General features: G+C 42.4%; 24 protein-coding genes. 16 read left to right on the top strand and 8 right to left on the bottom strand.

Features of this window, described 5'->3' with window-relative positions; genetic code table 11:
• The first annotated feature begins 91 nt into the window (after positions 1–91).
• The 11 genes from C1A09_RS03525 (at position 92) to C1A09_RS03475 (ending at position 11,835) form a co-directional block, all read left to right on the top strand.
• The gene (locus tag C1A09_RS03525; protein ID WP_101542325.1) at positions 92–1,447 is read left to right on the top strand and encodes a DUF6242 domain-containing protein; all 1,356 of its coding nucleotides are present in this window, start codon (positions 92–94) and stop codon (positions 1,445–1,447) included.
• 76 nt (positions 1,448–1,523) lie between these two features.
• Positions 1,524–2,258, top strand: a complete 735-nt coding sequence (locus C1A09_RS03520; RefSeq protein ID WP_101542324.1) for an isoprenyl transferase — start codon at positions 1,524–1,526, stop codon at positions 2,256–2,258.
• Positions 2,259–2,286: 28 nt separating this feature from the next.
• On the top strand, positions 2,287–4,926 hold the full coding sequence (bamA, locus tag C1A09_RS03515) for an outer membrane protein assembly factor BamA (protein WP_101542323.1): 2,640 nt from the start codon (positions 2,287–2,289) through the stop codon (positions 4,924–4,926).
• A gap of 24 nt (positions 4,927–4,950) precedes the next feature.
• Positions 4,951–5,466 carry an OmpH/Skp family outer membrane protein gene (locus C1A09_RS03510; RefSeq protein ID WP_101542322.1) on the top strand — a complete coding sequence of 172 codons (516 nt, stop codon included), beginning with the start codon at positions 4,951–4,953 and terminating at the stop codon, positions 5,464–5,466.
• A gap of 53 nt (positions 5,467–5,519) precedes the next feature.
• Entirely contained in the window at positions 5,520–6,026 is a 507-nt protein-coding gene (locus C1A09_RS03505; RefSeq protein ID WP_101542321.1) for an OmpH/Skp family outer membrane protein, read from the top strand.
• Between the two features lie 114 nt (positions 6,027–6,140).
• Positions 6,141–6,986 (top strand): glutamate racemase, encoded by an 846-nt coding sequence (murI, locus tag C1A09_RS03500; RefSeq protein WP_101542320.1) that lies wholly within the window; start codon positions 6,141–6,143, stop codon positions 6,984–6,986.
• A gap of 281 nt (positions 6,987–7,267) precedes the next feature.
• Entirely contained in the window at positions 7,268–7,507 is a 240-nt protein-coding gene (locus tag C1A09_RS03495) for a DUF2007-related protein (RefSeq protein WP_101542319.1), read from the top strand.
• A gap of 28 nt (positions 7,508–7,535) precedes the next feature.
• Positions 7,536–8,636, top strand: coding sequence for a glutamate 5-kinase (proB, locus tag C1A09_RS03490; RefSeq protein ID WP_101542318.1), 1,101 nt, complete (start codon positions 7,536–7,538; stop codon positions 8,634–8,636).
• 105 nt (positions 8,637–8,741) lie between these two features.
• Complete coding sequence (locus C1A09_RS03485) at positions 8,742–9,995, top strand: glutamate-5-semialdehyde dehydrogenase (protein ID WP_101542317.1); 1,254 nt, start codon at positions 8,742–8,744, stop codon at positions 9,993–9,995.
• Between the two features lie 84 nt (positions 9,996–10,079).
• Positions 10,080–11,033, top strand: coding sequence for a Rossmann-fold NAD(P)-binding domain-containing protein (locus C1A09_RS03480; protein WP_101542316.1), 954 nt, complete (start codon positions 10,080–10,082; stop codon positions 11,031–11,033).
• A gap of 109 nt (positions 11,034–11,142) precedes the next feature.
• A complete protein-coding gene (locus tag C1A09_RS03475; protein ID WP_101542315.1) occupies positions 11,143–11,835 on the top strand; it encodes a DUF5041 domain-containing protein in 693 nt (230 codons plus the stop codon).
• A 141-nt stretch (positions 11,836–11,976) separates the two neighbouring features.
• Here the strand turns inward: C1A09_RS03475 and C1A09_RS03470 are convergent, their stop codons facing one another.
• Positions 11,977–13,254, bottom strand: coding sequence for a glycoside hydrolase family 88 protein (locus C1A09_RS03470; RefSeq protein ID WP_101542453.1), 1,278 nt, complete (start codon positions 13,252–13,254; stop codon positions 11,977–11,979).
• A 288-nt stretch (positions 13,255–13,542) separates the two neighbouring features.
• Between C1A09_RS03470 and C1A09_RS03465 the strand changes: the two genes are divergently transcribed.
• Positions 13,543–17,622 carry a hybrid sensor histidine kinase/response regulator transcription factor gene (locus tag C1A09_RS03465; protein WP_101542314.1) on the top strand — a complete coding sequence of 1,360 codons (4,080 nt, stop codon included), beginning with the start codon at positions 13,543–13,545 and terminating at the stop codon, positions 17,620–17,622.
• 1 nt (position 17,623) lies between these two features.
• Here the strand turns inward: C1A09_RS03465 and C1A09_RS03460 are convergent, their stop codons facing one another.
• The 7 genes from C1A09_RS03460 to rpmH all read right to left on the bottom strand — a co-directional run bounded on the left by C1A09_RS03460 (position 17,624) and on the right by rpmH (position 23,034).
• Positions 17,624–18,010 carry a rhodanese-like domain-containing protein gene (locus tag C1A09_RS03460; protein WP_101542313.1) on the bottom strand — a complete coding sequence of 129 codons (387 nt, stop codon included), beginning with the start codon at positions 18,008–18,010 and terminating at the stop codon, positions 17,624–17,626.
• Positions 18,011–18,022: 12 nt separating this feature from the next.
• Positions 18,023–18,700, bottom strand: coding sequence for a NigD1/NigD2 family lipoprotein (locus C1A09_RS03455; protein WP_101542312.1), 678 nt, complete (start codon positions 18,698–18,700; stop codon positions 18,023–18,025).
• 27 nt (positions 18,701–18,727) lie between these two features.
• The gene (locus C1A09_RS03450) at positions 18,728–19,882 is read right to left on the bottom strand and encodes a 1-acyl-sn-glycerol-3-phosphate acyltransferase (RefSeq protein WP_101542311.1); all 1,155 of its coding nucleotides are present in this window, start codon (positions 19,880–19,882) and stop codon (positions 18,728–18,730) included.
• 31 nt (positions 19,883–19,913) lie between these two features.
• Entirely contained in the window at positions 19,914–20,900 is a 987-nt protein-coding gene (locus C1A09_RS03445) for a D-alanine--D-alanine ligase (RefSeq protein ID WP_101542310.1), read from the bottom strand.
• Positions 20,897–21,967 carry an RluA family pseudouridine synthase gene (locus C1A09_RS03440; protein WP_101542309.1) on the bottom strand — a complete coding sequence of 357 codons (1,071 nt, stop codon included), beginning with the start codon at positions 21,965–21,967 and terminating at the stop codon, positions 20,897–20,899. The genes C1A09_RS03445 and C1A09_RS03440 overlap by 4 nt, the downstream gene beginning before the upstream one ends.
• Positions 21,968–22,110: 143 nt before the next feature.
• Entirely contained in the window at positions 22,111–22,764 is a 654-nt protein-coding gene (locus C1A09_RS03435) for a PASTA domain-containing protein (RefSeq protein ID WP_101542308.1), read from the bottom strand.
• A gap of 108 nt (positions 22,765–22,872) precedes the next feature.
• Complete coding sequence (rpmH, locus tag C1A09_RS03430) at positions 22,873–23,034, bottom strand: 50S ribosomal protein L34 (RefSeq protein ID WP_004292199.1); 162 nt, start codon at positions 23,032–23,034, stop codon at positions 22,873–22,875.
• A gap of 192 nt (positions 23,035–23,226) precedes the next feature.
• Here rpmH and efp point away from each other — a divergent pair, with 192 nt between their 5' ends.
• From efp to C1A09_RS03410, 4 genes are all read left to right on the top strand, one after another.
• Positions 23,227–23,793 carry an elongation factor P gene (efp, locus tag C1A09_RS03425; RefSeq protein ID WP_101542307.1) on the top strand — a complete coding sequence of 189 codons (567 nt, stop codon included), beginning with the start codon at positions 23,227–23,229 and terminating at the stop codon, positions 23,791–23,793.
• 478 nt (positions 23,794–24,271) lie between these two features.
• On the top strand, positions 24,272–25,261 hold the full coding sequence (locus C1A09_RS03420; protein ID WP_101542306.1) for a glycosyltransferase family 2 protein: 990 nt from the start codon (positions 24,272–24,274) through the stop codon (positions 25,259–25,261).
• Positions 25,262–25,291: 30 nt separating this feature from the next.
• Positions 25,292–25,984, top strand: a complete 693-nt coding sequence (radC, locus tag C1A09_RS03415) for a RadC family protein (RefSeq protein ID WP_101542305.1) — start codon at positions 25,292–25,294, stop codon at positions 25,982–25,984.
• Positions 25,985–26,046: 62 nt separating this feature from the next.
• A complete protein-coding gene (locus tag C1A09_RS03410) occupies positions 26,047–26,358 on the top strand; it encodes a metal-sulfur cluster assembly factor (RefSeq protein WP_101542304.1) in 312 nt (103 codons plus the stop codon).
• Positions 26,359–26,366 lie beyond the last annotated feature (8 nt).

Genomic DNA, 26,366 nt, shown 5'->3' with positions numbered 1-26,366 from the left:
TCTATAATTTTATATAAAACTTCCTCTTAAAGCTGTTTATAGAAAAAAATGTTCCTATTTTTGCAACTTGTAAATAAACACTAACTTTCAAATGAGAATAAAGTTTTTATCTGTAATCGTAAGTTTCCTGTTTGTATCGCTTGCAATAAGCTCATGCCTTGACTCTGACGATTCTTCATACGAATTAAGCTCTGATGCAACCGTACATGCTTTTGGTCTTGACACCATATATGGCAAACATTACACATTCACGATAGATCAGCTTAGAAGAGTGATTTATAACCGCGATTCTTTACCCATAGGAGCTGACACTATCATCAATCACATACTGATTGATACGTTTACCGTCAGCGGATGGGTCACAGCCGGTATCAACGATACTATCTTTGATTATACAAAAGACTCTGTAGACTTCGCTCCTATCGTAAACAAACAAGAAGGAATGAAGTTCAAGGTACATGCACCGGACGGTACATACCGTGAATATACAGTTCAAATCAACCGACATAATCAAGACCCTGATTCATTGGTATGGAAAGAAATGGAGGTATATTCTGAAAACAAGATTACGGGTAAACAAAGAGCCGTTATCCTGAATAATGACTTATGGGTATATACTAACACTAACCAAGCATATAAAACCTCCACCGAAGCAGGCAGATACGGATGGCAACCCGTAAACCTTATCGATTATCCATCGGATGCCGATCCGGAGTCTGTGGTTAATTTCAAGAAAAAGGTAAACAGCCTGACAAATGAGGTCAGTCAAATTCTTTATATAGTTACTGAAGGCAAGAAAGTATATCAGTCTATCGACGGAGAAACATGGGCAGAAGTAACAGCTTTAGGAAATAATATCGAAGCATTAATCGCCAGTCTTACGGGCACACTCACCGGTATAACGTCGGAGGGATATTTCTGTACCAGCAACGACGGTGAGACCTGGAACAGAAATGATAAAGACGAGATTATATTGACTGAGGTACCTCAAGATTTCCCAAGAAAGAATATATACGCCGCACAATTTAGTACATCCAATAGCATGCCGCAAGTCATGGTAGTAGGAACCCCAAGCGCAAGTGCCAAGTTAACGATTCCATGGTTCCATATGGAAGGGGATGGTTGGGCAGACATGTCATCAACATCTTACGATGCCTATTGTCCGGTAATGCCTAATCCTGCAGGTATGTATTATGGCGGTAAGTTCTATATTTTTGGTAGTAAAGAAGTTAATAAGCTTGATGCTATTTATTCTTCTATTACCGGTATCGCCTGGTATAAGACAGAAAAGAAATTTTTATTACCGGAAGATTTCGAAAAGATAACGTCCCCCTATTCTATAACTATAGACAACCAAAATTATATTTGGGTAATATTTGGCGGTGATTTAAAGGCGAATGCTGTTTGGCGTGGCCGTCTCAATAGATTAGGCTTCGATATACAATAAATTATTTTATTACTTCATATATATAATAATGTGGAAGTAACAAATAACACTCATACAGAAGTGTAAGTATAAAAAGATGTTAGATACAGAACAAATCGATTTAAGCCGGATTCCCCAACATGTGGCGATTATCATGGATGGCAACGGACGATGGGCAAAGCAACGTGGACACGAACGCAGCTATGGACATCAAGCCGGTGCTGAAACTGTGCATATCATTGCTGAAGAAGCAGCCAAATTGGGAATTAAATATCTGACTTTATATACGTTCTCTACCGAGAATTGGAATCGCCCATCCGAAGAAGTAGCAGCATTGATGGCGCTTCTTTTCGATTCCATTGAAGAAGAAACGTTTATGAAGAACAATATCAGTTTCCGGATAATCGGCGACATAGACAAATTGCCGGCCAATGTACAAAAAAGGTTACAAACTTGCATAGAGCATACATCCGTAAACACGGGGATGTGTCTGATACTGGCACTTAGTTACTCCTCTCGTTGGGAAATAACAGAAGCAGTACGGCAAATTGCAACATTGGTGCAGAAAGGAGAGCTGAAACCGGAACAGATTGACAGCAAACTGGTTTCACAACATCTTACTACAAATTTCATGCCCGACCCGGACTTATTGATCCGTACCGGCGGGGAAATTCGCCTAAGTAATTATCTGCTTTGGCAATGTGCCTATTCAGAGCTATATTTCTGCGACACCTATTGGCCGGACTTCCACGAAGAAGAACTCCGGAAAGCCATTTGTGATTATCAGAAACGTGAGCGTAGATTCGGCAAAACCAGTGAACAAATCAGTTAAATTCTAAACATATTAATCATAAACATAAATGCATTATCGTATTTTCTCCATACTCGTAACATTTATCTGCCTCTTCTGCTGTGCACTGCCCAGCATGGCACAAAACACAAGCAATACTGATGAATCCGAAAAACCGGTTATTCTCTATTCAGGAACGCCTAAGAAGTATGAAATCGCAGATATAAAGGTCGACGGAGCCAAGAACTATGAAGATTATGTGATTATCGGACTATCCGGACTGTCCAAAGGACAGACTATCACAGTACCGGGTGATGAAATTACTCAGGCTTGTAAACGTTATTGGCGTCATGGTTTGTTCTCTGACGTTCAAATCACGGCTGACAAGATTGAAGGAGATAAAATCTGGTTGACTATTCATCTGACTATGCGTCCTCGCGTTTCCGACATCCGTTATCACGGTGTGAAAAAGTCCGAACGTGAAGATTTGGAAGCCAGAGTAGGTTTGATAAAAGGTAACCAAATCACCCCTAACTTGATTGACCGTGCCAAAACCTTAATCAAACGTTATTTCGACGATAAAGGTTTCAAGAACGCAGACATTATCATTACCCAGAAAGATGATCCCAACAACGATAATCAGGTTCTTGTAGACATTGATATCGACAAAAAGGAGAAAGTAAAAGTACATAAAATTACGATTGAAGGTAACGAAGCCATCACTACCAAGAAGCTGAAACGTGTAATGAAGAAGACGAACGAAAAGGGTAAGTTACTCAATTTATTCCGTACCAAGAAATTCGTAGAGGAAAACTATGATGCCGACAAGCAACTGATTATTGACAAATATAACGAATTGGGTTATCGTGATGCTTTGATTGTGGAAGACAGTATCAAGTCTTACGATGACCGCACGATAGATATCTACATGAAAATTGATGAAGGACAGAAATATTACCTCCGTAACGTAACGTGGGTAGGTAACACTCTCTATCCTTCCGAACAGTTGAACTTCCTGCTACGCATGAAGAAAGGGGACGTTTACAACCAGAAATTATTGGAAGAACGTACTTCTACAGATGAAGATGCTATCGGTAACCTTTATTACAACAACGGTTATCTGTTCTACTCACTCGAACCGGTAGAAGTAAATATCGTGGGTGACTCCATCGACTTGGAAATGCGTATCTACGAAGGTCGCCAGGCCACCATCAACAAAATCAGCATCAATGGTAACGACCGTTTATATGAAAATGTGGTTCGTCGTGAACTCCGTACTCGTCCTGGACAGCTGTTCAGCCGTGAAGACTTGATGCGTTCTATGCGTGAAATACAGCAAATGGGACACTTCGACCCTGAACAAATCAAACCGGACATCCAGCCGAAACCGGAAGATGGTACAGTTGATATAGGCTACGATCTTGTATCCAAGGCCAATGACCAGGTGGAATTCTCTGCCGGTTGGGGACAGACAGGTATTATTGGTAAATTGAGTTTGAAGTTTACCAACTTCTCTGTAGCCAACCTATTGCACCCCGGTGAGAACTACCGTGGTATCCTACCGCAAGGCGATGGTCAGACATTGACTATTAGCGGGCAGACCAACGCCAAATACTATCAGTCGTACAGCGTTTCATTCTATGATCCGTGGTTTGGCGGCAAGCGTCCGAATGCCTTCTCCGTATCGGCGTTCTATTCACGCCAGACAGATATCAGTAGTCGTTATTACAATTCCGCCTATATGAACAACTACTATAATAGTTATTATAGCGGCATGTATGGTTACGGAATGTACAATTATGGCAACTACAACAGCTATGAAAACTATTACGACCCCGATAAGTCTATCCAGATGTGGGGATTGGCTGTAATGTTCGGTAAGCGTTTGAAGTGGCCGGATGATTACTTCCAATTCACTGCCGAATTGTCTTATCAACGTTACATCCTAAGCGATTGGCAATACTTCCCTGTAACCAACGGTAAATGCAATAACCTGAGTCTGAATTTAACCTTATCCCGTAGCTCTATCGGTAACCCGATCTACCCGACTTCCGGTTCCGAATTCTCACTTTCTGTACAGTTGACACCTCCTTACTCATTGTTTGACGGTACAGACTACAGCAAGTACAGTACCAGTAACCAGGACGATATGAACAAGATGCACAAATGGATTGAATATCACAAGTGGAAATTCAAATCCAAAGTATATATCCCGTTGATGGATCCGGTGTCTACCAAACGTACTCCAGTAATAATGGGACGTGTAGAATTCGGTTTGCTGGGACACTACAACAAATATAAGAAGTCTCCGTTCGAGACCTTCGACGTAGGTGGTGACGGTATGACCGGTTATTCCAGCTACGCAACAGAAAGTGTTGCTCTTCGTGGTTATGAAAACAGCTCTTTGACCCCGTACGGATATGAAGGCTATGCTTATACCCGTCTCGGATTAGAATTAAGATATCCGCTTATGCTGGAAACAAGTACCAGTATTTATGCGTTAGGTTTTGTTGAAGCCGGTAACGCTTGGCAAGATGTAAACAAGTTCAACCCATTCGACTTGAAACGTTCTGCCGGTGTCGGTGTCCGTATCTTCCTCCCTATGATCGGTATGATGGGTATTGACTGGGCTTACGGTTTCGACAAAGTATTTGGTTCTAAGCAATATGGTGGAAGCCAGTTCCACTTCATCTTAGGACAAGAATTCTAATTTGTTTAACTAAAACCAGACGTTATGAGAAAGAGTATTTTATTTATGTTTCTGTTGTTTGCCGTAGGTATGACAGCTAATGCGCAGAAGTTTGCCCTGATTGACATGGAATATATCTTGAAAAACATTCCTGCCTACCAAACTGCCAACAACCAATTGAGCCAAGCTACCAAACAATGGCAAGCTGAAGTAGAAAAGTCTGTGCAAGAAGCAAAGACAATGTATGAAAATTATCAGTCGACTGCCAAAACTCTTTCCGAAGCACAAAAGTCAAAGAAAGAGGAAGAAATCATTGCCAAAGAGAAATCTACCGCCGAATTGAAGCGTAAATACTTCGGCCCGGAAGGTGAATTATACAAGAAACGTGAAGCTTTGATGCAACCCATTCAAGATGACATATACGAAACAGTAAAAGAAATTGCCACCCAAAAAGGATATGCTGCGGTCATAGATCGTGCATCTGCCACAAGCATTATTTTTGCTTCTCCAAGTATCGACATCAGCAATGAAGTGCTTTCTAAATTAGGATATTCAAATTAATTTCATACATTTGCCACGTAACTAATAACTCATTCAAATAAATAATAAACATTATGCTAAAAAAAATCGCACTATTCGTAGTTTTGTTCGTACTCCCGTTGGGAGTAATGGCGCAAAATAAATTTGGCCACATGAATTCTCAGGAAGTTATCGTTACTATGCCTGAATATACCAAAGCTCAAGCTGACTTGGAAGCTATGTCTCAAAAGTATCAGCAGGAGATGCAACGCACTCAAGAAGAATTCAATAAGAAGTACCAGGAATTTCTGGCAGAAGCAGACTCTCTGCCCAAAAACATAGCAGAAAGACGCCAGAAAGAATTGCAAGATATGGCACAACGCCAGGAACAATTCCAGCAAGAAGCTTACCAAAGCATGCAAAAAGCGCAGCAAGATGCAATGGCTCCTATTTATAAGAAATTAGATGAAGCCATTCAAGCTGTAGGTAAGGCTGAAGGTGTTATTTATATTTTCGATCTGGCACGTACTCCGATACCTTTCGTAGGTACACAAAGTGTAGACGTGACAGCTAAAGTAAAGACACAGTTGGGTATCAAGTAATCAGTCCCCGATAGATAAAAAAATAGAAAGGCGCAGGCAGATTTGCCTGCGCCTTTCTATTTTTATTATTCCAAATTACACTATCTTTGCAAGGATACTTAATGGTTGAAAAGTATGAAACAAGAATTACCCTCTATCCCCGGCCCCATCGGCGTATTCGACTCCGGATACGGCGGGCTTACCATCCTGAGTAAGATACGGGAGGCATTGCCCGAATATGACTATATGTATTTGGGAGACAACGCCCGTACCCCTTACGGAACACGTTCGTTCGAGATTGTCTACGAGTTTACGTTGGAAGCGGTCACCAAACTGTTTGAGATGGGTTGCCATCTCGTCATTCTTGCCTGCAACACGGCATCCGCCAAAGCCCTGCGTAGTATACAAATAAACGACCTGCCGCATCTGGATCCTGCTCGTCGTGTACTGGGTGTTATACGCCCCACGGTAGAGAGTATTGACGGCATCACCCGCAGCCGCCACGTAGGTGTGCTTGCCACGGCAGGTACCATCAAATCAGAGTCCTATCCTTTGGAAGTACACAAACTCTTTCCCGATATCCGTGTAACCGGGGAAGCCTGTCCGCTATGGGTACCACTCGTAGAGAACAACGAAGCGCAAGGAGACGGAACGGACTACTTTATCCGTAAATACATCGATGAGCTTCTCGCCAAAGATAAAGAGATAGACACCGTCATCCTCGGTTGTACACACTACCCCCTTCTATTGCCCAAAATAAAGAAGTATATGCCAGTTCACATCACTACCGTAACTCAGGGTGAATTAGTAGCAGAAAGTCTGAAAGACTATTTCCACCGTCATCCCGAAATAGACACCCAATGTACTAAAGGTGGGACTTGCATCTACTATACCACAGAAGCAGAAGAAAAATTCATAGAATCTGCCTCTACATTCCTCAACGAAGAAGTGACGGTACAACGGATTTCATTGGAAGCGTAATTCTTGCGTTCCATAATCAATAAATAGTACAAGTCCGATAAAGAAATTGTATTTAATACTCTTTTGAGACTATGTCCGTTCCCGCCAAGAGAAACGCGCGTTCCCAGTAAGTGGAAACAATTCTCTTCCAACATCCATCATGTGAACATATAGGAGATATGGACGTTTACTATAAGGATAAGGGCCAGTCATCAAACTATCCAAATTCTGTAAGAATAAAATAGCGAATTCAAAACAAAGTGTTATATTTGTGATACAAAAACCTCTAAATTCATACTATCATGAAAGAAGAAGATAAAAGCAGGCTCGTTGAAGTATTCAAAGGTTCACCGTGGAAAGCCGAACTCGTAAAGACAATGCTCGGAAGTAACAACATTGATGCCATGATGAAAGATAGCATGGTAGTAAATGTTGTATTGCCAGAAACTGCCATAGACATAGCTGTCCTTGTCAGGGAAGAAGATTACGAAGCTGCCATGGAGGTGGTTCGTGAATACGAAAAGAACGAAAACGGAGATTAAAACCGCCCGATAAGGGCATTACACAAATATGGAACAACAACTGACGAGAATTGCTGTCAAGGTAGGCAGCAATGTATTGACACGCCGTGATGGTACATTGGACGTTACACGCATGTCCGCACTTGTAGACCAAATAGCCGAACTACACAAAACAGGCGTGGAAATTATACTCGTTTCCTCCGGAGCTGTCGCCTCGGGACGCAGTGAAGTGCATCCCGCCAAAAAGCTGGACAGTGTGGACCAACGACAGCTTTTTTCTGCCGTGGGACAAGCCAAACTTATCAACCGCTATTACGAACTATTCCGTGAACATGGCATAGCCGTGGGGCAAGTACTCACCATGAAAGAGAGCTTCGGTACCCGCAGGCACTATCTCAACCAAAAGAATTGCATGACCGTGATGCTGGAAAACGGCGTCATCCCCATCGTGAATGAAAACGACACTATTTCAGTCAGCGAACTGATGTTTACCGACAATGATGAGCTTTCCGGTTTGATAGCTTCCATGATGGATGCCCAGATATTGATTATTCTTAGCAACATCGACGGTATATACAATGGCTCGCCTGCCGACCCGTCTTCAGAGGTGATCCGGGAGATAGGACAAGGTAAAGACCTTTCCTCGTATATCCAGACCAGCAAATCCAGTTTCGGTCGCGGTGGCATGTTGACAAAAACGAATATCGCCCGCAAAGTGGCTGATGAGGGTATCACTGTCATCATTGCTAACGGAAAGCGTGATAATATCCTTATAGATGTCCTCGAGAACGAGAAATTAAAAATAAAGAATGAAGCATTGAATTACACACGTTTCATCCCCTCACCCGAACCTGTATCCAGCGTGAAAAAGTGGATTGCACACAGCAGCGGATTTGCCAAGGGGGAGCTACACATCAACGAGTGCGCTTCACAAGTTCTCGCATCCGACAAAGCGGTCAGTATTCTTCCTATAGGCATTGTTGAAGTGAAAGGGGAATTTGAGAAAGACGATATCGTACGTATCATCGACTTTAAAGGTAACCCGATAGGTGTGGGAAAAGCCAACTGTGACTCTTTCCAAGCACGCGAAGCAATGGGTAAGCATGGCAAGAAACCGGTAGTGCACTACGATTATCTTTATATAGAATAAGTTCAATACCCTCATTTCAGTATCAGACATTTCAAAGAAATGAAGTGATTATTATCGATTTAATCATTACATTTGCGAAATAATCTATTTATAAACCACAAAGAGATGGACTTAAACAGTACATTTGTCGCCGCACAAGAAGCAAGCCGTAAACTACTGGCACTGAGCGACAAAGAAATAAACCGGATATTATTGGCTGTTGCAGATGCCGCCGAGAAAAAGGTGGACTTTATCCTTGCCGAAAACCGGAAAGATCTGGAACGAATGGATCCGGCCAATCCGAAATATGACCGTCTGAAGTTGACCGGAGCACGCTTACAAGGTATTGCAGCAGATACACGCAATGTAGCCACTCTACCCTCGCCGCTGGGACGTATCCTGAAAGAGAACCGACTTCCCAACGGACTAAAGATAAAAAGGATAAGCGTACCTTTCGGTGTTATCGGTATCATTTATGAGGCACGTCCCAACGTCAGTTTCGATGTATTCTCCCTCTGTTTGAAAAGCGGCAATGCCTGCATCTTGAAAGGTGGAAGTGATGCCGACTGTTCTAATCGCGCCATCGTCAGCGTGATACACGAAGTACTCGAAAGTTTCGATATAGACCCACACATCGTCGAGCTGCTTCCAACCGACCGTGAAGCGACTGCGGAACTGCTACATGCCAATGGATATGTAGACCTGATCATTCCGCGTGGCAGCAGTAACCTTATTAATTTTGTACGTCAGAATGCCACCATTCCCGTTATAGAAACCGGAGCAGGCGTTTGCCATACTTATTTCGACCGTTATGGAGATGCCGCAAAAGGGGCAGCTATCATTAACAACGCAAAGACACGCCGTGTCAGTGTATGCAATGCGCTGGACTGCCTGCTGGTTGATGCAGAACGGATTGAAGAACTTCCGGAACTTTGCAAATTGCTGATCGGCCACAACGTTATACTGTATGCCGATGCTTCTGCATATAAAACATTAAAGGAGGGGAAATATCCTGAACATTTACTGAGACCGGCTGATGGAGAAGACTTCGGCCGTGAATTTCTGGACTATAAGATGGCTATAAAAGTAGTAAACGACATTCAAGAAGCCATAATACATATACAGAAATACGGTTCCAAACACAGCGAATGTATTGTGACCGAGAATAAAGAACATTCTACCCTATTCTGCCGGGAAGTGGATGCGGCATGTGTATATGTCAATGCCCCAACTTCCTTTACGGACGGCGCTCAATTTGGATTGGGCGCTGAGATTGGCATCAGCACACAAAAGCTGCATGCGCGCGGCCCGATGGCGCTGGAAGAAATTACGACGTATAAGTGGATTATTGAAGGCGAAGGACAGATAAGAGAAAATTAAAATAAGAAAGAATTGAGAATGGATTATTGATAATTTAATGAAGTAATCCCAATCGTAAATCGTTAAATCGTAAATATAAAAGGTATGAAGAAATTTACATGTGTGCAGGATATAGGTAACCTGAAAGCTGCACTGGATGAAGCATTCGAAATAAAGAAAAACCGTTTCAAATATGTGGAACTGGGACGTAACAAAACGTTGATGATGATATTCTTTAACTCCAGTCTGCGTACCCGCCTCAGCACACAGAAAGCCGCCCTCAATTTGGGCATGAATGTAATAGTACTCGACATCAACCAGGGTGCCTGGAAACTGGAAACAGAACGTGGTGTCATCATGGACGGTGACAAACCGGAACATTTGCTGGAAGCTATTCCGGTGATGGGGTGCTATTGCGACGTAATAGGTGTCCGTTCATTTGCACGCTTCGAAAATAAAGAATATGATTATAATGAAGTAATTCTAAATCAGTTCATCCAATATTCCGGCCGTCCGGTATTCTCTATGGAGGCTGCTACACGCCATCCGTTGCAAAGTTTTGCAGACCTCATTACCATTGAGGAATACAAGAAGACTGCCCGCCCGAAAGTCGTTATGAGTTGGGCCCCGCATCCGCGTCCATTGCCACAGGCTGTTCCGAATTCGTTTGCCGAGTGGATGAATGCTGCAGATTATGATTTCGTGATTACACATCCTGAGGGTTATGAACTCGATCCGAAGTTCGTAGGGAATGCCCGTGTAGAATACAACCAGATGAAGGCATTTGAGGGTGCCGACTTTATTTACGCCAAGAACTGGGCGGCTTATACGGGAGACAACTATGGTCAGATTTTGAGCAAAGACCGTGAGTGGACAGTAGGCGAACGCCAGATGGCCGTGACCAACAATGCCTACTTTATGCATTGCCTGCCGGTACGCCGCAATATGATTGTGACGGACGATGTGATAGAAAGTCCTCAATCAATCGTCATACCGGAAGCAGCGAATAGGGAGATCTCGGCAACGGTGGTACTGAAACGTCTGATTGAAGGAATATAGAAAACCAATTCAAAAAACATTCTCAAATTAAGATAGATTTATTTATCATATCTCAGAAATCAAAACGAAACGGTAGATCTATCTTAATTTGAGTATCCTACTTATATATATGAAAAACATTCTACTAACAGCAGCAATCTGTCTGCTATCCATTTACAGAGTACAAGCACAACCCAATCCCCAAGTAATACGTACAGAGCCTCAGACTTCGGACTTATTTAATGTATTGGAGGCAATGGATGTCTATATATATCACTTTGACCTGAAAGAATTCTTAAATGAAAAATATAAATTTACCGCCTATATCGATGAATACAGTCCAAACAAAGAACCCAAACGTATTTACAACAACAATCTAGGAAACAATATAAAATCGCTTTCTGAAATTCCTGAAGAACATCAAAAAGAATTCAGAAAAATCAAACAAATCCCTGAAGGAAAAAACGAATGGGAAAATATAAAAGAAATATCCATCTATCTTAGAAAACAGAACGATTCGGTAGCAGCTTTCACAATAAATATTCCGGAAGTACTGATTGCCAATAAAAGAGTTCCACTCCAACAGCTTAAGACAGAAAATTTCAGCACTTACTTTTATCGTCCTCGCCCCTTCAAATTCAATGCGACAGAAATAAAAGAAAGCTTAGAAATACCCCTTGTACTATATGCCTCGGCTTGGGTAGATGAAAAATACAAAATCATCCGTTTCTGCGGAGAGAAAGAAATTGATCCGGAAATGAATGCAAAAATTCTGAAACATGTTCCGCATTACTATATAATAGGGATAAAAGCAGAGAAATAAGGACGTAAACAATTTCTCGCTTTCTTTACCGACTTCTCCGTAACCCGATACAGGTCCGGGCACTGTATGCCCCGGACACTGCGAATAGGGAAATCTCGGCAACGATAGTACTGAAACAATTTATAAAACAAGTGAGTGCCGCTATAAAAGCCGACCCACTTGTTTTTTTATATCCAGATACCTTTTCATTGCTTCCAGATAATAATAATCGGCATAGTTAATAGGGGTGTCAACTTCCGAATTGTGGGGTAAGGAACCTGTAGAATGCATCAGAATAAATCCCCAGTTCTCCCCCTTCTTCGCCAGATAACCGGGAGCGGACAAGTTTCTCAGAAGGGTTTCGGCATAGTTGAAGTATTTCTGTCCGTCAGGAACGAATGTGCTGAGTTCCATAAAGGCAGAAGCCGTAATACAAGCCGCAGAGGCATCACGGGGTGTATCAACTTTTGCGGGCGCATCATAGTCCCAGTAAGGAATGCTGTCATTGGTTTGTACACGCGCCATTATCATGTCCGCCACACGGATAGCTTGGTTCAAAAATACAGTATCTTTTGTTTCACGATAACAAGAAGCATAACCATAAACAGCCCATCCCTGTCCACGTGACCAGGCCGAGTTATCATTCTTTCCCTGATGGGTTTCCCGTTTTTCTACTGTTCCGTCATCATTATAGCTAACCACATGATAACAAGTATAATCAGGACGGAAATGGTGCTGCATGGTAGTCTTGGCATGTGCCACCGCAACATCATAATATTTGTTATTACCTGTCATCTTACTGGCATTGAACAGTATCTCCAGGTTCATCATATTATCAATAATAACAGGATAGTTCCAAGTTCCAAAATCCCAAGAGCGAATACAACCGATATTCGGATCAAAACGTTTGCATAAAGCATCGGCAGTTTCAACAATAACAGAAGAAATCGTATCATTATGAGCCAGCCGCAAAGCATTGCCATAACTGCAATTAATCATAAATCCCAAATCGTGCGTACCTTCCAGCACACGAATAGGATAGAGCATATTGGTGTATCGGACAGCCTGTTTTTTTAATTCTTCGTTACCGGTCAATTCATACGCATACCAAAGGCTACCGGGGAAAAAGCCCGAAGTCCAATCGCTTATCGGACATTCACGTCTCTGTCCCTGCAAATCTCTTACAGAATAAACTTCCAAAGGATCATCCGACTTCACCACCATATGGCCTAACTGTTCAACCAGAAACCCGTCATCATGGTATGTCCATGAAGAACGCGGCAGCAGATTTGTGTCTGTCAATTCCTGAGCAACACTCTCCAACTGGTATGCCGAAACATCCAGTGCATGAGTAATCCAATCTGTTTTCTTTGCTTCCTGACAAGCCGCCAAGCTTAACACAGCCGTAGTTGCCAGCAATACTCTTTTAATCTTTTTCATTATCACTTCACATTAAATTAATACCTTTTTCGGATAGAACAAAAATAGTGAAATAGAGAAAATAAGGGTTTCAGAAGCTCTTACCAAAGCGTCATGTTCATTTATTGCAATGTTACTTTTATACAATTTTATTGTGAATTCGTTCATATACCTTTCTCACATTGTCATAGAGGGCATTACAAAGTATTCATTCATTATTTTCCATTAAACAACTTTAGTTATTACAGAATAAGTTATTAATTTTGTTTCCTATTATTGAGTATTCCTCACAACAAACCTTTATACTATATGCGACACGAAAAGCACATTTTATGTTCCCCGATCATCTGGTTTCTCATAACTATATTTATATATAGTTTAAAACTGTCTGCGGACAACAAACCAACTCTTTTTAAAACTTTATCTGTAGATGAAGGGTTATCACAAAATACGATTTGGTGTATCATGCAAGATAAAAGCGGTAAAATGTGGATAGGTACCGGAGACGGATTAAACCGATATGATGGTTACTCATTCACAACCTACTATCATACCCCGGATGATAGTTTATCCATCGCAAACAATCATATCCGCTCTTTATGCACAGACGCCGAGGGAAACATATGGATAGGAACTTTGGTAGGTCTGTCGCGTTATAATGTCAGAACCAACAATTTCACCAACTATTCACTACGCGACACTCCCATACAGGTATTTGCTATTATAGACATGCCTCAAAAAGATATCTTGTTTTTAGCAACCGATAACGGGCTCATCACTTTTGATAAAAGCAATAAAAAGATAGTCATAAATCCTTCGCTTGGTCATTTAGCAATCAGCTCCATGTGCAAAGTGGACAATGAATTATATTTAGGAACTTCACAAGGAGTATTTGTCTATTCCATAGATAATCAAAACGTACGGCAAATACTCCCCGAATTAAAAGATATAGCAATAGCCAGTATTATCTATGACAGCCAGTCACGGCATCTCTGGATCGGTTCTCTTAAGAAAGGAATTTATCATGTTGACAACCAGTTACAGATTATCAGGAATTACCGGTTGGATGAACAATTTTTATGCACCCCCGCAAATACGATACGAGTACTCAAACAGTATACAGATGGAAAGATATGGATTGGCAGTACGGAAGCTCTATTTATTTTTGACCCTACCTTAGAAACGTTCGAAAGATATCAGGCCGTTTATGGCAAAAAATATTCTCTCAGCAATAACTCTGTGCGTTCTCTTTTCATAGATAATCAAAAAGGAGTATGGGTAGGTACATTCTATGGTGGACTCAACTATTATCATCCCCTTGCTCCGGCATTTAATACCCTCAAGCGTTCCACGGTATCAAAGTCTTTGAATGACCACATTATCAGTTGTATCGTAGAGGAGCCCAGCACAGGAAATTTATGGATCGGCACCAACGATGGCGGAATTAATTATTATAATCGTAAAGACAAGACATTTAAATCTTATCAATCCTCAGAAAAAGGATTAAGATCAAACAATATCAAAGCCATACTTCCCGAAGAAACAGGGAATATATATGTAGGAACACATTCCGGGGGACTAAGCTACATCCATGTAAAGACCGGACAAGTAGAAAACTTTAAAATTCCACACATGGAAGCGGAGGATAACAGTTGCTACGTCTTATTGGACAATCAGGATCATATCTGGGTAGGTGCAATGACCGGATTAATACTTTTTGACAAAAGTACCAAACAGTTCCGGCAGCACCCTTTGACCAAGGAAAACCCGGGACTATCCGGTGTATTGATAAACAACCTGTTCCGCGATTCGCGTAACAGAGTATGGATAGCTACAGAAAAAGGGCTATTCCTCTACAGCGACAAACAAAAAGTAACACCGATAACCGACCAATTATCCAATGACCTTTCATCTTATATCATCGCCTATTGTGTAGAGGAAGACATCCATAAAAATATATGGGTAGCTTCTACCAACGGGTTATACCAGTATTCCTCCGAAGGTATATTCCAACGGCGATACACCATTGAAGACGGACTTCCTAACAATTGTATATACGGGCTTCTGGAAGATAACATGAATCGCTTGTGGCTCAGTACCAATAAAGGGCTCTCTTGCTTTGACATACAAACCGGCAAATTTCATAACTATAAACAGGAAGATGGTTTGAGCCATAACGAATTTAATCAATACGGTTATTGCAAAGGGAGTAATAACATTCTCTACTTCGGTGGTTTAGATGGTATTACCTATTTCGAACCTTTCCGTTTTACAGAAAATCCTTTTGCTCCCCAACCTGAGATTACAGGTATTTCTATTCTCAACCAACCGGTCACCTATACATCGGATAAGACTTCCCAAGTAAGCAGAGATGCGAAAGGTAATCTCAAAAGCATCAGTTTTCCATTTAGCCTGCGCCAATTCAATATTCAATATACGGTTTCAAACTACCTCAGTGGTAAACGGAATGAATTTGCTTACCAGTTGGAAGGTTTCGACAAGGGATGGAATTATACCTCCGATCGAAACGTGAGTTATTCTAATCTTTCCCCCGGAAAATACATCTTTAAGGTAAAGGCTTGTAATAATAACGGGAAATGGTGTGATACCCCAACAGAATTCTTGGTACACATCACACCCATGTGGTATCAAACCTGGATAGCCAAGACTGTTTTCACATTATGTTTCTTAGGGTTAGCAGCCTTTATTGTTTACTTTTTCATAGCTCGTGCCAAGATGAGGATGAGAATGCAGATGGAACATTACGAATACTGCAAGAATGAAGAAATAAACCAAGAGAAAGTGAAATTCTATATGAATATGTCTCATGAGCTACGTACCCCATTAAGCCTGATTATCACTCCACTGGAAGAGCTGATTGAACAGGATTGTTTTTTAAGTTCAAAGACACAATCGAAATTAAAATTCATTTATCAGAACAGCCACCGGTTACTCCATATTATCAATCAGTTATTAGACTTCCGTAAAGCGGAAGCCGGCGCATTGCCTCTTCAAGTGGAACTTTGTGACATAGAAGATTGGTGTATGAAGATATTCTCCATGTTTAAAGGTAAAGCACTGAAAAGAAAAATAGATTACCAATTCAGTTCGACTCTTAATCATAAGCTTCTGCCCGCCGATAAAGGTTATATTGAAACCATTCTGATCAATCTGTTGTCCAATGCTTTTAAATTCACTCCCGATAATGGGCAAATAACAGTTGCCCTCCGTGAAGAAAAAAATAATTATGTAATAAGTGTCAGAGATAACGGTAAAGGAATATCTCAAGAGAAACTTGGAAAAATCTTTGAGCGCTTCTATCAGACAGATGAGCACCATCAAGGAACAGGTATCGGATTATCTCTTGTGAAATGCCTTGTAGACAAACATCGCGGTAAAATTGAAGTAGAAAGCAAAGTAAACCAGTTCACTGAATTCAACCTCTCTCTACCTAATGATATCCATTCGTTCTCTAAACCCGAATTGATAAGCCAAACGACATACGATGAGAACAGGTTACTGCAACAGATGAAAGAACTTGAACCGGAATTTGATGCGGAGACACCGGAAGAAGAAAAGAATGAGAATAGTAAAGCAGAAACGGATATAAATGATAAAGAAGAGAAACCGGTTATCCTATTGGTAGACGATAATCAAGAAATGCTGAAATATCTCAAGAATGCCCTTATCAACCAGTATCAAGTAATCATTGCCAATAACGGTAAGATAGCAATAGAGATTATGAAAAACCAAGAAGTCGATATTGTGCTTTCCGATGTAATGATGCCGGAAATTAATGGTTTGAAATTATGCGAAATGATTAAGCGTAACTTGCAGACCTGCCATATCCCGGTCATTCTCTTATCTGCCAAGAGCAGCCTCGACGATCAGACATCCGGTATCGAACTTGGTGCAGACGACTATATAGGAAAGCCTTTCTCAATGACATTGCTGAAAGGGAAAATCAACAATATCCTAAAATCAAAAGAACGGATTATCCACTTCTATCAAAACAATGTCAATGTAGATACAGCCGAAGTCACTTCCAATTCCGCCGACAATGAGTTCGTCAGGAGAACTATACAAATCATCGAAGAGAATATCAGCAACGACAACTTCTCTACCGATGATTTAGCTAATCAGCTATGCATGAGCCGCTCTAATCTTTATATCAAGATGAACTCCATTGCAGGAGAGCCACCGGCAAACTTTATCCGCCGTATCCGCTTCAACAAGGTATGCAAACTGCTTCTTGAGGAGAAATATTCTATTGCTGAGATTAGTTACATGACTGGCTTTAGTTCGCCCTCCTATCTCAGCAATAGCTTTAAAAAGTTCATGGGGATGCTACCCTCAGAGTACATAAAAGAGCATCGGAATAATGGATAGATCATTTCTCGGTTTCTTTTTCAGCCGCTTTCCATCCATTAAATCCGGAACCAAGGTCATAGACTGTATAACCTCTCTTGCTCAGGATATCAGCCGCCTTCTTGCTACGCTTACCACTCCGGCAGTAAAGAGCGACAGGCTTATCCTTCTGAAGCGTTGAGTCGGCTACGGCTGCAAACTGCTCATCCAGCACATTAATGTTGATGCTGCCGGGAATGTGCTCTTCAGAATATTCGGCAACGGTACGCACATCCAGACGCTGCACTTCAGGATTGGCTATCAATCCTGCAAACTCATCAACCGTAACAGTCTTGAAGTCGCCTCCTCTTTGCTGACAAGAGAAAAAGGTTGAGAAGAAAAGGCAAATGCCTGCAAGAATTATTTTCATCAGATTACACTTTTAGTTTTTAGGTATATAATCGAATTGATACGTTTTTGTTTCACCCGAATAGATCTTTATATCCATAGTAACCGTTACCTTCCTTACCCACTCTTCGGCATATTGCCACAATGGGACGGAAACATAAGCACGTTTGGTATAGGCAAGAACATCATCTGTGGCATCATGATAAAGTGTCAGATGTACGGTAACCAGACCGGTCGACTCCTCTTTTACCACTTCATCTTCTACAAAATGAAGCAGATGCTTACCATCTTGCGCCTTGATACCCAATAAAAGATTCAGATAATCAATCCCCATCCAAATACTCTGTAACTCTACCGGGTCGGTCTTTATGCCATTCTCAAACTTCTCAGCAGGAAGCGGAAAAGGAGAAATCGTTCCCAGAACAGCATATAGCTTTACTCCGGCAACTCCCTCTACAGTTTTTACCGGTTCATAGTTACTAACTATGCGCACAAAAGAGTTGGGATCGATAGTTAACTTCGACGCATTCTCCAACACCGGATATTGTTCTCCTTCATCAGTCAGGACAGATTTCAAACTACCATCTTCACCGGAGAAGGCAGTCATGAACTCCAATTTCACAGAAGGATAGTGGTAATCGTCATCTCCACAAGACGTCAGCAAGGAAACCAGCAAAGTAAAAAGTAACCAATAATACTTACCTCTTATCATATTCTCTTTTTAAATTGTCATTCAATTTTATTCCATCACAGATTTGTTCGTTACCATCAGATAGTTCTTCAGAGGATTGGCATACATCGACAGTAACTTTTCGCGCAAGAAAGGGACATCCTTACCGGGGATATCAATACGCTCCAGCTGTTGGTTGAGATAAGCGATAAACCGTTGCTTGTCTTCTTCCGTGTAGTGTCCCGAGCAAGCATTGTCTTCCGAAAGAAGATCATAAGCCACATAGTTATTAGGATACATACGATAATTGGCATGGATACGCTTGTCTATCAAGGCAGACAGGCTGGCAAACAGTTCTTGTTTCGGAAGAGAACGATCTGTCTGTAACAGTTCATCGTTGATACAGGGCGCGGTCTGAAAATGGACGCGCCCCTTGTAACCGAACAATCCGATCTGCATATTTCTCAAATCATCAGCAGTAGTCTTCTTATATGCGGGATTATCTCTCTTCAACTGAAATTCCTGAGCCTTCAGGAAGTCGCAAGGATCATATTCATAAGAAATGGCAAGCGGGGCGATATTAAGCTCCATCAGGCGGTCCACGACATCTCCTTCTCCACCCATAGCCAACATTTTGAGTACGCTGTCCTGCGTACGGTCATTGGAGTCCTTGGCACGCCCTTCGCGTTGCGCGATCCAGATAGATTGTTTTTTCTCACCGATGGTGTAGTGCATATAACGAGACATGCGAGCCGAAGACTCAAGCATCTGTCTCATAGTCAGTGCACGCTGAACGATGAAAGACTTGTTGACACGCACGAATTTCTTAATCCACGGATAGACAAGCAGATTATCTCCGATAGCTATCTCCACCGTATCCATTCCCTGATCTACCAGCAAAATAGACAGAAAACCGGAGTCAAGAATAATATCGCGATGATTGGAAATATAAGTATAAGCCGCTTTCTTATCCGGCAAGGCCGAATGATCTAATGTCAATCCATCCGTAGCCTCCTTTGCCAGTTTCCACAGAAGATCGTAACAGAAAGCTTTTTGAAACTCCAACTTCGTTTTACAAGTACGCATTTTCTGCGCCAACATCTCGAAGGGCACACCGGGAACGACGGTAGCAACTACTTGCCGGAATGCCGGGTCAGCAATCAGTTCCTCAAAGATTTGAGGAAGCTCCTCATCATGATAAGGACGGATTTCATCAAATTCCATGTTACTTTAAATATTAAGTATGAGGTATAACCTATACCTTATCTCTCATTTTGTTTTCTATAATATCTGTCATTACATCTTTAATGTCCATTCCTGCAGCACGCACCTGCTGAGGAATGAAGCTGGTAGCAGTCATGCCGGGAGTAGTATTCACTTCGAGCAGATTGATTTTCTCGCCTTCGGTGACAATATAATCTACGCGGATGATACCGGAAGCTCCAAGAATATCATAAATGGCGGAAGTCAGTTTCTGAACACGGTCGGTCAACGCATCAGAAATACGTGCCGGAGTGATTTCATCCGATTCACCATTGTACTTTGCCTTATAATCAAAATATTCGTTGTGCGTCACCACTTCCGTTATAGGAAACACGACAGACTTTTCTTTTGTTTTATAACAACCGCAAGTAATCTCGGTTCCATCCATAAAAGCCTCAACAAGTACCTCTTGGGCTTCTTTGAAAGCTTTGTCAATGGCAGGTTGTATCTGTTCTTTAGTCTTCACCTTTGTCACCCCGAAACTGGAACCACCCAGACTGGGCTTGATGAAACAAGGTAAACCTATTTTCTCGATTACATCTTCGTCGGAGACATTCTGCCCGGCGCGAAGCAGCAAAGAGTCGGCAATACGTACACCAAACGTTTTGAGATACTGGTTGCAGGCAAACTTATCATAAGTAAGCGCAGCAGCAAGCACACCGCAACAGGAATACGGAATATGGAGCATATCGAAATACCCTTGCAAACGTCCGTCCTCACCCGGAGTACCGTGAATGGTGATATAGGCAAAATCGAAAGTCACCTTCTTTCCATCCTGGCAGAAGCTGAAATCGTTACGGTCAACGATGGCCTTTGTTCCGTCAGGAAGTTGGATATGCCAGTCAAGTCCGTGCATCTCGACAATATACAATGTGTATTTCTCCTTGTCGATGAAGGAGTAGATGCCCTGTGCACTGCGCAGGGAAACTTCAAATTCGGAGGTATCCCCTCCACATACAATAGCGATTGTGCGTTTCATTCTAATTCTCTGTTACTGATATAACTTCTCCACTTATCGATCAGCCGGGTCATATCATCAGGCAATTCCGAGGTGAAGTACATCTCTTCGCCGGTAACGGGATGCACAAACCCCAGCGTCATGGCATGCAACGCCTGCCGTGGACAAGTGTCAAAGCAATTATTTACAAATTGTTTGTATTTAGCAAAGTGGGTTCCCTTCAGGATTTCATGTCCACCGTAGCGTTCATCATTGAAAAGGATATGACCGATGTGCTTCATATGCACACGGATTTGGTGGGTACGTCCCGTTTCAAGAATACATTCCACAAGAGTAACATATCCCAAACGCTCCAGCACCCGATAGTGTGTCACGGCATGCTTGCCCTGATCGTCAGGCAGGACGGTCATCTGCATACGGTCTTTAGGATTGCGGCCGATGTTGCCCACAACAGTTCCCTCGTCTTGCTCCACATTACCCCAGACAAGGGCATTATATCTGCGCTTCGTTGTCTTATTGAAGAATTGAAGGCCGAGATGTGTCTTGGCATCAGGTGTTTTGGCAACCACCAACAAGCCGGATGTATCTTTATCGATACGATGTACCAGTCCGACATGCGGATCATTCGCATCGTAATCAGGATTGTCTTTCAGGTGCCAGGCAATGGCATTGACAAGCGTACCGTGATAATTGCCGTGTCCCGGATGCACTACCAGCCCGGCAGGTTTGTTGACAACCATCAGATACTTGTCTTCATAGACAATGTCAAGGGGAATATCTTCGGGAATTACTTCGTTTTCATAACGCGGACGATCCATCATCACCGTAATGACATCCAGCGGCTTCACCTTATAACTACTCTTCACCGGCTTGCCATTTGCCATCACAAAACCTGCATCGGCAGCCTTTTGTATACGGTTACGCGAAGCATTCGTCAGGCGGTCGAACAGATATTTGTCCACACGCATCATCTCCTGCCCTTTGTCTACCACTACACGAAAATGCTCGTAGAGCTGCGCCTCATCACCAATGGGTTCTATATCATCCAATTCATCATTCGCTATATCATCGGGCAATTCCTCTATCATCTGGTTATCTACGATTTATTCCCTATGGTCATGACACATTCTTTATCTTTAACACATAGGTACGTTAACAATTTACGATCGAAATTACTTCAATTCTCAATTATCCACTATCAACTATCGGTCCTCAACTAACTATCCACTGATCAAAACCAGGATTCGTCAGCGGCAGAGCCTTCAGATGAAGTTACAGTTTCGGCACTTCCAGACCCCTCCACACCCAAAGAGTCGGCCTCCTGCGGAAGTTCACCACCATCGCCTACCATCAACGTCAAAGTAGCGCCCATAGGAACTTTATCACCGATAACAAGCTGCCTGCCATTGTACTTCACTCCATATACCCAGTCCTTCTCTCCTGCCACATACTGAATTTCATCCAGTTTGAAACCCGATGCAAGGATGCGGGCTTCCGCCTGACGCAACGAACTGTTGTCCGCCACATCGGGAACCACCTGCAAAGGGATGTCAAGCGTATTTATAGTTAGATAGATAGTGCGCCCTTCTTTCACTTTCTGTCCGGCACCCGGATTGTATTCCAGAATACAACCGGCAGGTTGATTTTTGACATAAGACGAATCGGAAACCACACAACTCAATCCCCGGTTACGGAATATTTTCTCAGCTTCACCTATCCCCATGCCTTTTACATCAGGTACCACTACCGCCTCACCATGACGGGTATATATGTCTATTCCCTTCAGCGCACCCCACAATAATGCACCGATAACAATGACCATCGCTATGATGTTTACCCAGAAGAATTTGTTCTGTCGAAAAGAAAAAAACTCTTTTATAGTCATATCTACATGTATTTGGGAGCAAAGATACAATTTTCAGCTATAAGAAAAGCCGTAAAAGACAAATTTTGTCTTTTACGGCTCTCTTATTCTGTATTACACGAAAGAGGCTTATGCCTTCACTCCGTTGTATTCATCAGAAACAGTCAGTTTCTTTCTGCCTTTAGCACGACGCGCTGCTAATACTCTGCGACCATTAGCTGTTGCCATTCTCTCACGGAATCCGTGTTTGTTTTTTCTCTTTCTGTTAGAGGGTTGAAATGTTCTTTTCATTACTGTATCTTGTTTTATGTTATTATTCCACGTAATCGGGCTGCAAAAATAGATACTTTTTCTAAAATAACCAAGAGATAACTCATTTTATCTCAAAAGTTTTTGTGTTTTTTACCGATTTCCATTACTTTTGCACTCGCTAAGAAGTGACAGGAAACTAATAAATTACAATAATATAAAGACTATAAAGTTATGATTAATGCCCAAGACATTAAAATCGGAACTTGCATCCGCATGGATGGCAAGCTGTATTTCTGCATTGACTTCCTGCATGTAAAACCGGGAAAAGGTAATACTTTCATGCGTACCAAACTGAAAGATGTTGTAAACGGTTACGTACTCGAGCGTCGTTTCAACATCGGTGAAAAGCTGGAAGATGTACGCGTGGAACGCCGTCCTCATCAATACCTCTACCATGACGGTGACTACTACCAATTCATGAACCAAGAAACTTTCGATCAAATTCCTATCGCTCACGATCTGATCAACGGTGTTGATTTCCTGCTCGAAGGTATGGTCGTAGATGTGGTTTCTGACGCCACTACCGAAACTGTACTTTACGCTGACGTACCTGTAAAGGTGGTACAGAAGATTACTTATACCGAGCCCGGCTTGAAGGGTGATACCGCAACCAACACATTGAAACCCGCCACTGTAGAATCCGGTGCAACCGTACGTGTTCCATTGTTCATCAGCGAAGGCGAATCTATCGAAATCGATACTCGTGACGGATCTTATGTTGGCCGCGTAAAGGCATAAGAAGTTTATTCCTTCATTTTACATACACAGACAGCCTGTTCATACTTTGGACAGGCTGTCTTTTTGTATTCCCTCCCCCTTATGTAGCGGAAAGATATCTGTTCACTTCCACTCTGCTCTAAGCTTTCTTTTGTTCAGCCTTGAGCTTTCTTTGGCTTAACCCTATAATTTATTGTCGGCTCACAGCAGTGAATAGATCAATTCACGGTAATGAACAGATCTGTTCACTATAGTGAGTCGATCTATTCACTGCTGTGAACCGACAACGAGCTACAAGATTGAATAGAAAAAAACATAGGATTGAACAGAAAAGAACAAAGGGCCGGACAGGAACAATAAACGTTACCACTCTAAACAACAGGTTTGTTTAAGCAAAGCAAATGTATGCAGTTGAAAAGAATAACTCACCCGAATTAAAGACGGATTGCATAAATAGATGTATCTTTGTCATTGAAAAAGAATAATTGAGACAGACGTTATGAGATATTCCGTCATTATCCCCGTATATAACCGTCCTGATGAAGTGAACGAACTGCTGGAAAGCTTGACAGTACAACGCTTCAAGGACTTTGAGGTAGTTGTTGTAGAAGACGGTTCTTCCATTCCCTGCAAGGAAGTCGTAGCACAATATCAGCGAGAGCTGGATATACATTATTATAACAAGTCTAATTCCGGTCCCGGACAGACACGGAACTATGGGGCGGAACGGAGTAAAGGGGATTATCTGATTATATTGGACTCCGACTGCATCTTGCCCGAAGGATATTTTGCGGCGGTAGAAGAGGAACTGCAAAGAGAGCCCGCCGACGCTTTTGGCGGACCGGACCGTGCGCATTCTTCCTTTACGGATATACAGAAAGCCATCAACTACTCCATGACTTCTTTCTTTACAACGGGAGGTATTCGCGGAGGGAAAAAGAAAATGGACAAGTTCTATCCGCGAAGTTTCAATATGGGAGTACGCCGCCAAGTGTATGACGTACTGGGTGGTTTCTCCAAAATGCGTTTCGGAGAAGATATCGACTTCAGCATCCGCATCTTCCAAGGAGGATATAAATGCCGGTTGTTTCCCGGCGCATGGGTATACCATAAGCGCCGGACGGATTTGAAAAAGTTTTTCAAACAGGTGCATAACTCGGGAATAGCCCGTATCAACCTGTACAAGAAATATCCCGAATCACTGAAAATCGTTCATCTGCTGCCTGCCGTATTTACACTGGGAGTAGTGTTGTTATTGCTGGGAACACCCCTCTGCCTGTATAGCCTGACACCAATCGTCTTATACGCTCTGCTGGTTTGCCTGGACTCCACCCTGCAAAACCATAGTTTTCGTATCGGAGTTTATTCGATTGCAGCTTCCTTCATACAGCTTATCGGATACGGGACAGGGTTCTGGAGAGCTTGGTGGAAGCGCTGTGTGCTTGGGAAAGACGAATTTGAAGCATTTAAGAAGAACTTTTATAAGTAAGGGGAACGAGGGGAGAAGAAATACGAACCAATGAACAAATTGAATATCAACCAGTGGGCAGCAGAAGACCGTCCCCGGGAAAAGATGATGCAAAAAGGTGCCGAGGCACTTAGTGATGCGGAGCTGCTCGCCATACTTATCGGTTCAGGTAATACGGAGGAAAGCGCAGTAAGCCTGATGCAACGGACTTTGGCCAGTTGCAACAACGATTTAAACCGACTGGGAAAGTGGGAAGTACGAGATTTCTCGCGTTTCAAGGGACTGGGACCGGCAAAAAGCGTCACTATCATGGCAGCCCTGGAACTGGGTAAACGAAGAAAGTTGCAGGAACATTCCGAACGGCCAGTTATCCGTTCGTCACAAGACATCTACGAACTCTTTCATCCGCTGATGTGTGATCTCGCACAGGAAGAATTCTGGATATTACTGCTGAACCAAGCAGCACGGGTGATTGATAAAATCCGTATCAGCCGGGGTGGTATAGACCAGACCACAGCCGATGTGCGAAGCATACTGCGTGAAGCTTTGCTGCAACGTGCCACACAGCTGTCGCTTATACACAATCATCCCTCGGGTAATCCGCAACCCAGCCAAGAGGATAAGCGGTTGACACAACTCGTACAAAAAGGGGCTCAAACCATGAACATACGGCTCATTGACCATGTTATCATTACAGACGGCAGATATTACAGTTTCAACGATGAAGGGATATTATCACTTTAAGTTATTGCCGTTTCAATTAAAATCTTTAGATTTGCTACGCTAAACCAAGAAACCGTACGAATATGACCAAATTTGAAATAGAAGAAAAAATCGTATCCATGCTCAAGACCGTATACGATCCTGAAATACCGGTAAACGTCTACGACTTGGGACTCATCTATAAAATTGATGTTTCCGACAACGGAGACGCTAATATAGATATGACGCTGACCGCCCCCAATTGTCCGGCAGCAGATTTTATCATGGAGGATGTCCGCCAAAAAGTCGAATCGATTGATGGAGTAACCTCAGCTACCATCAATCTGGTATTCGAGCCCGAATGGGACAAAGATATGATGAGCGAGGAAGCTAAATTGGAGCTCGGGTTTCTTTAAATAATTGA

The organism is Bacteroides cutis (assembly GCF_900241005.1).
Classification (GTDB): Bacteria; Bacteroidota; Bacteroidia; order Bacteroidales; family Bacteroidaceae; genus Bacteroides; species Bacteroides cutis.
The sequence above is the reverse complement of the archived record's forward strand: the minus strand, read 5'-3'. Positions and strand labels throughout refer to the sequence as shown.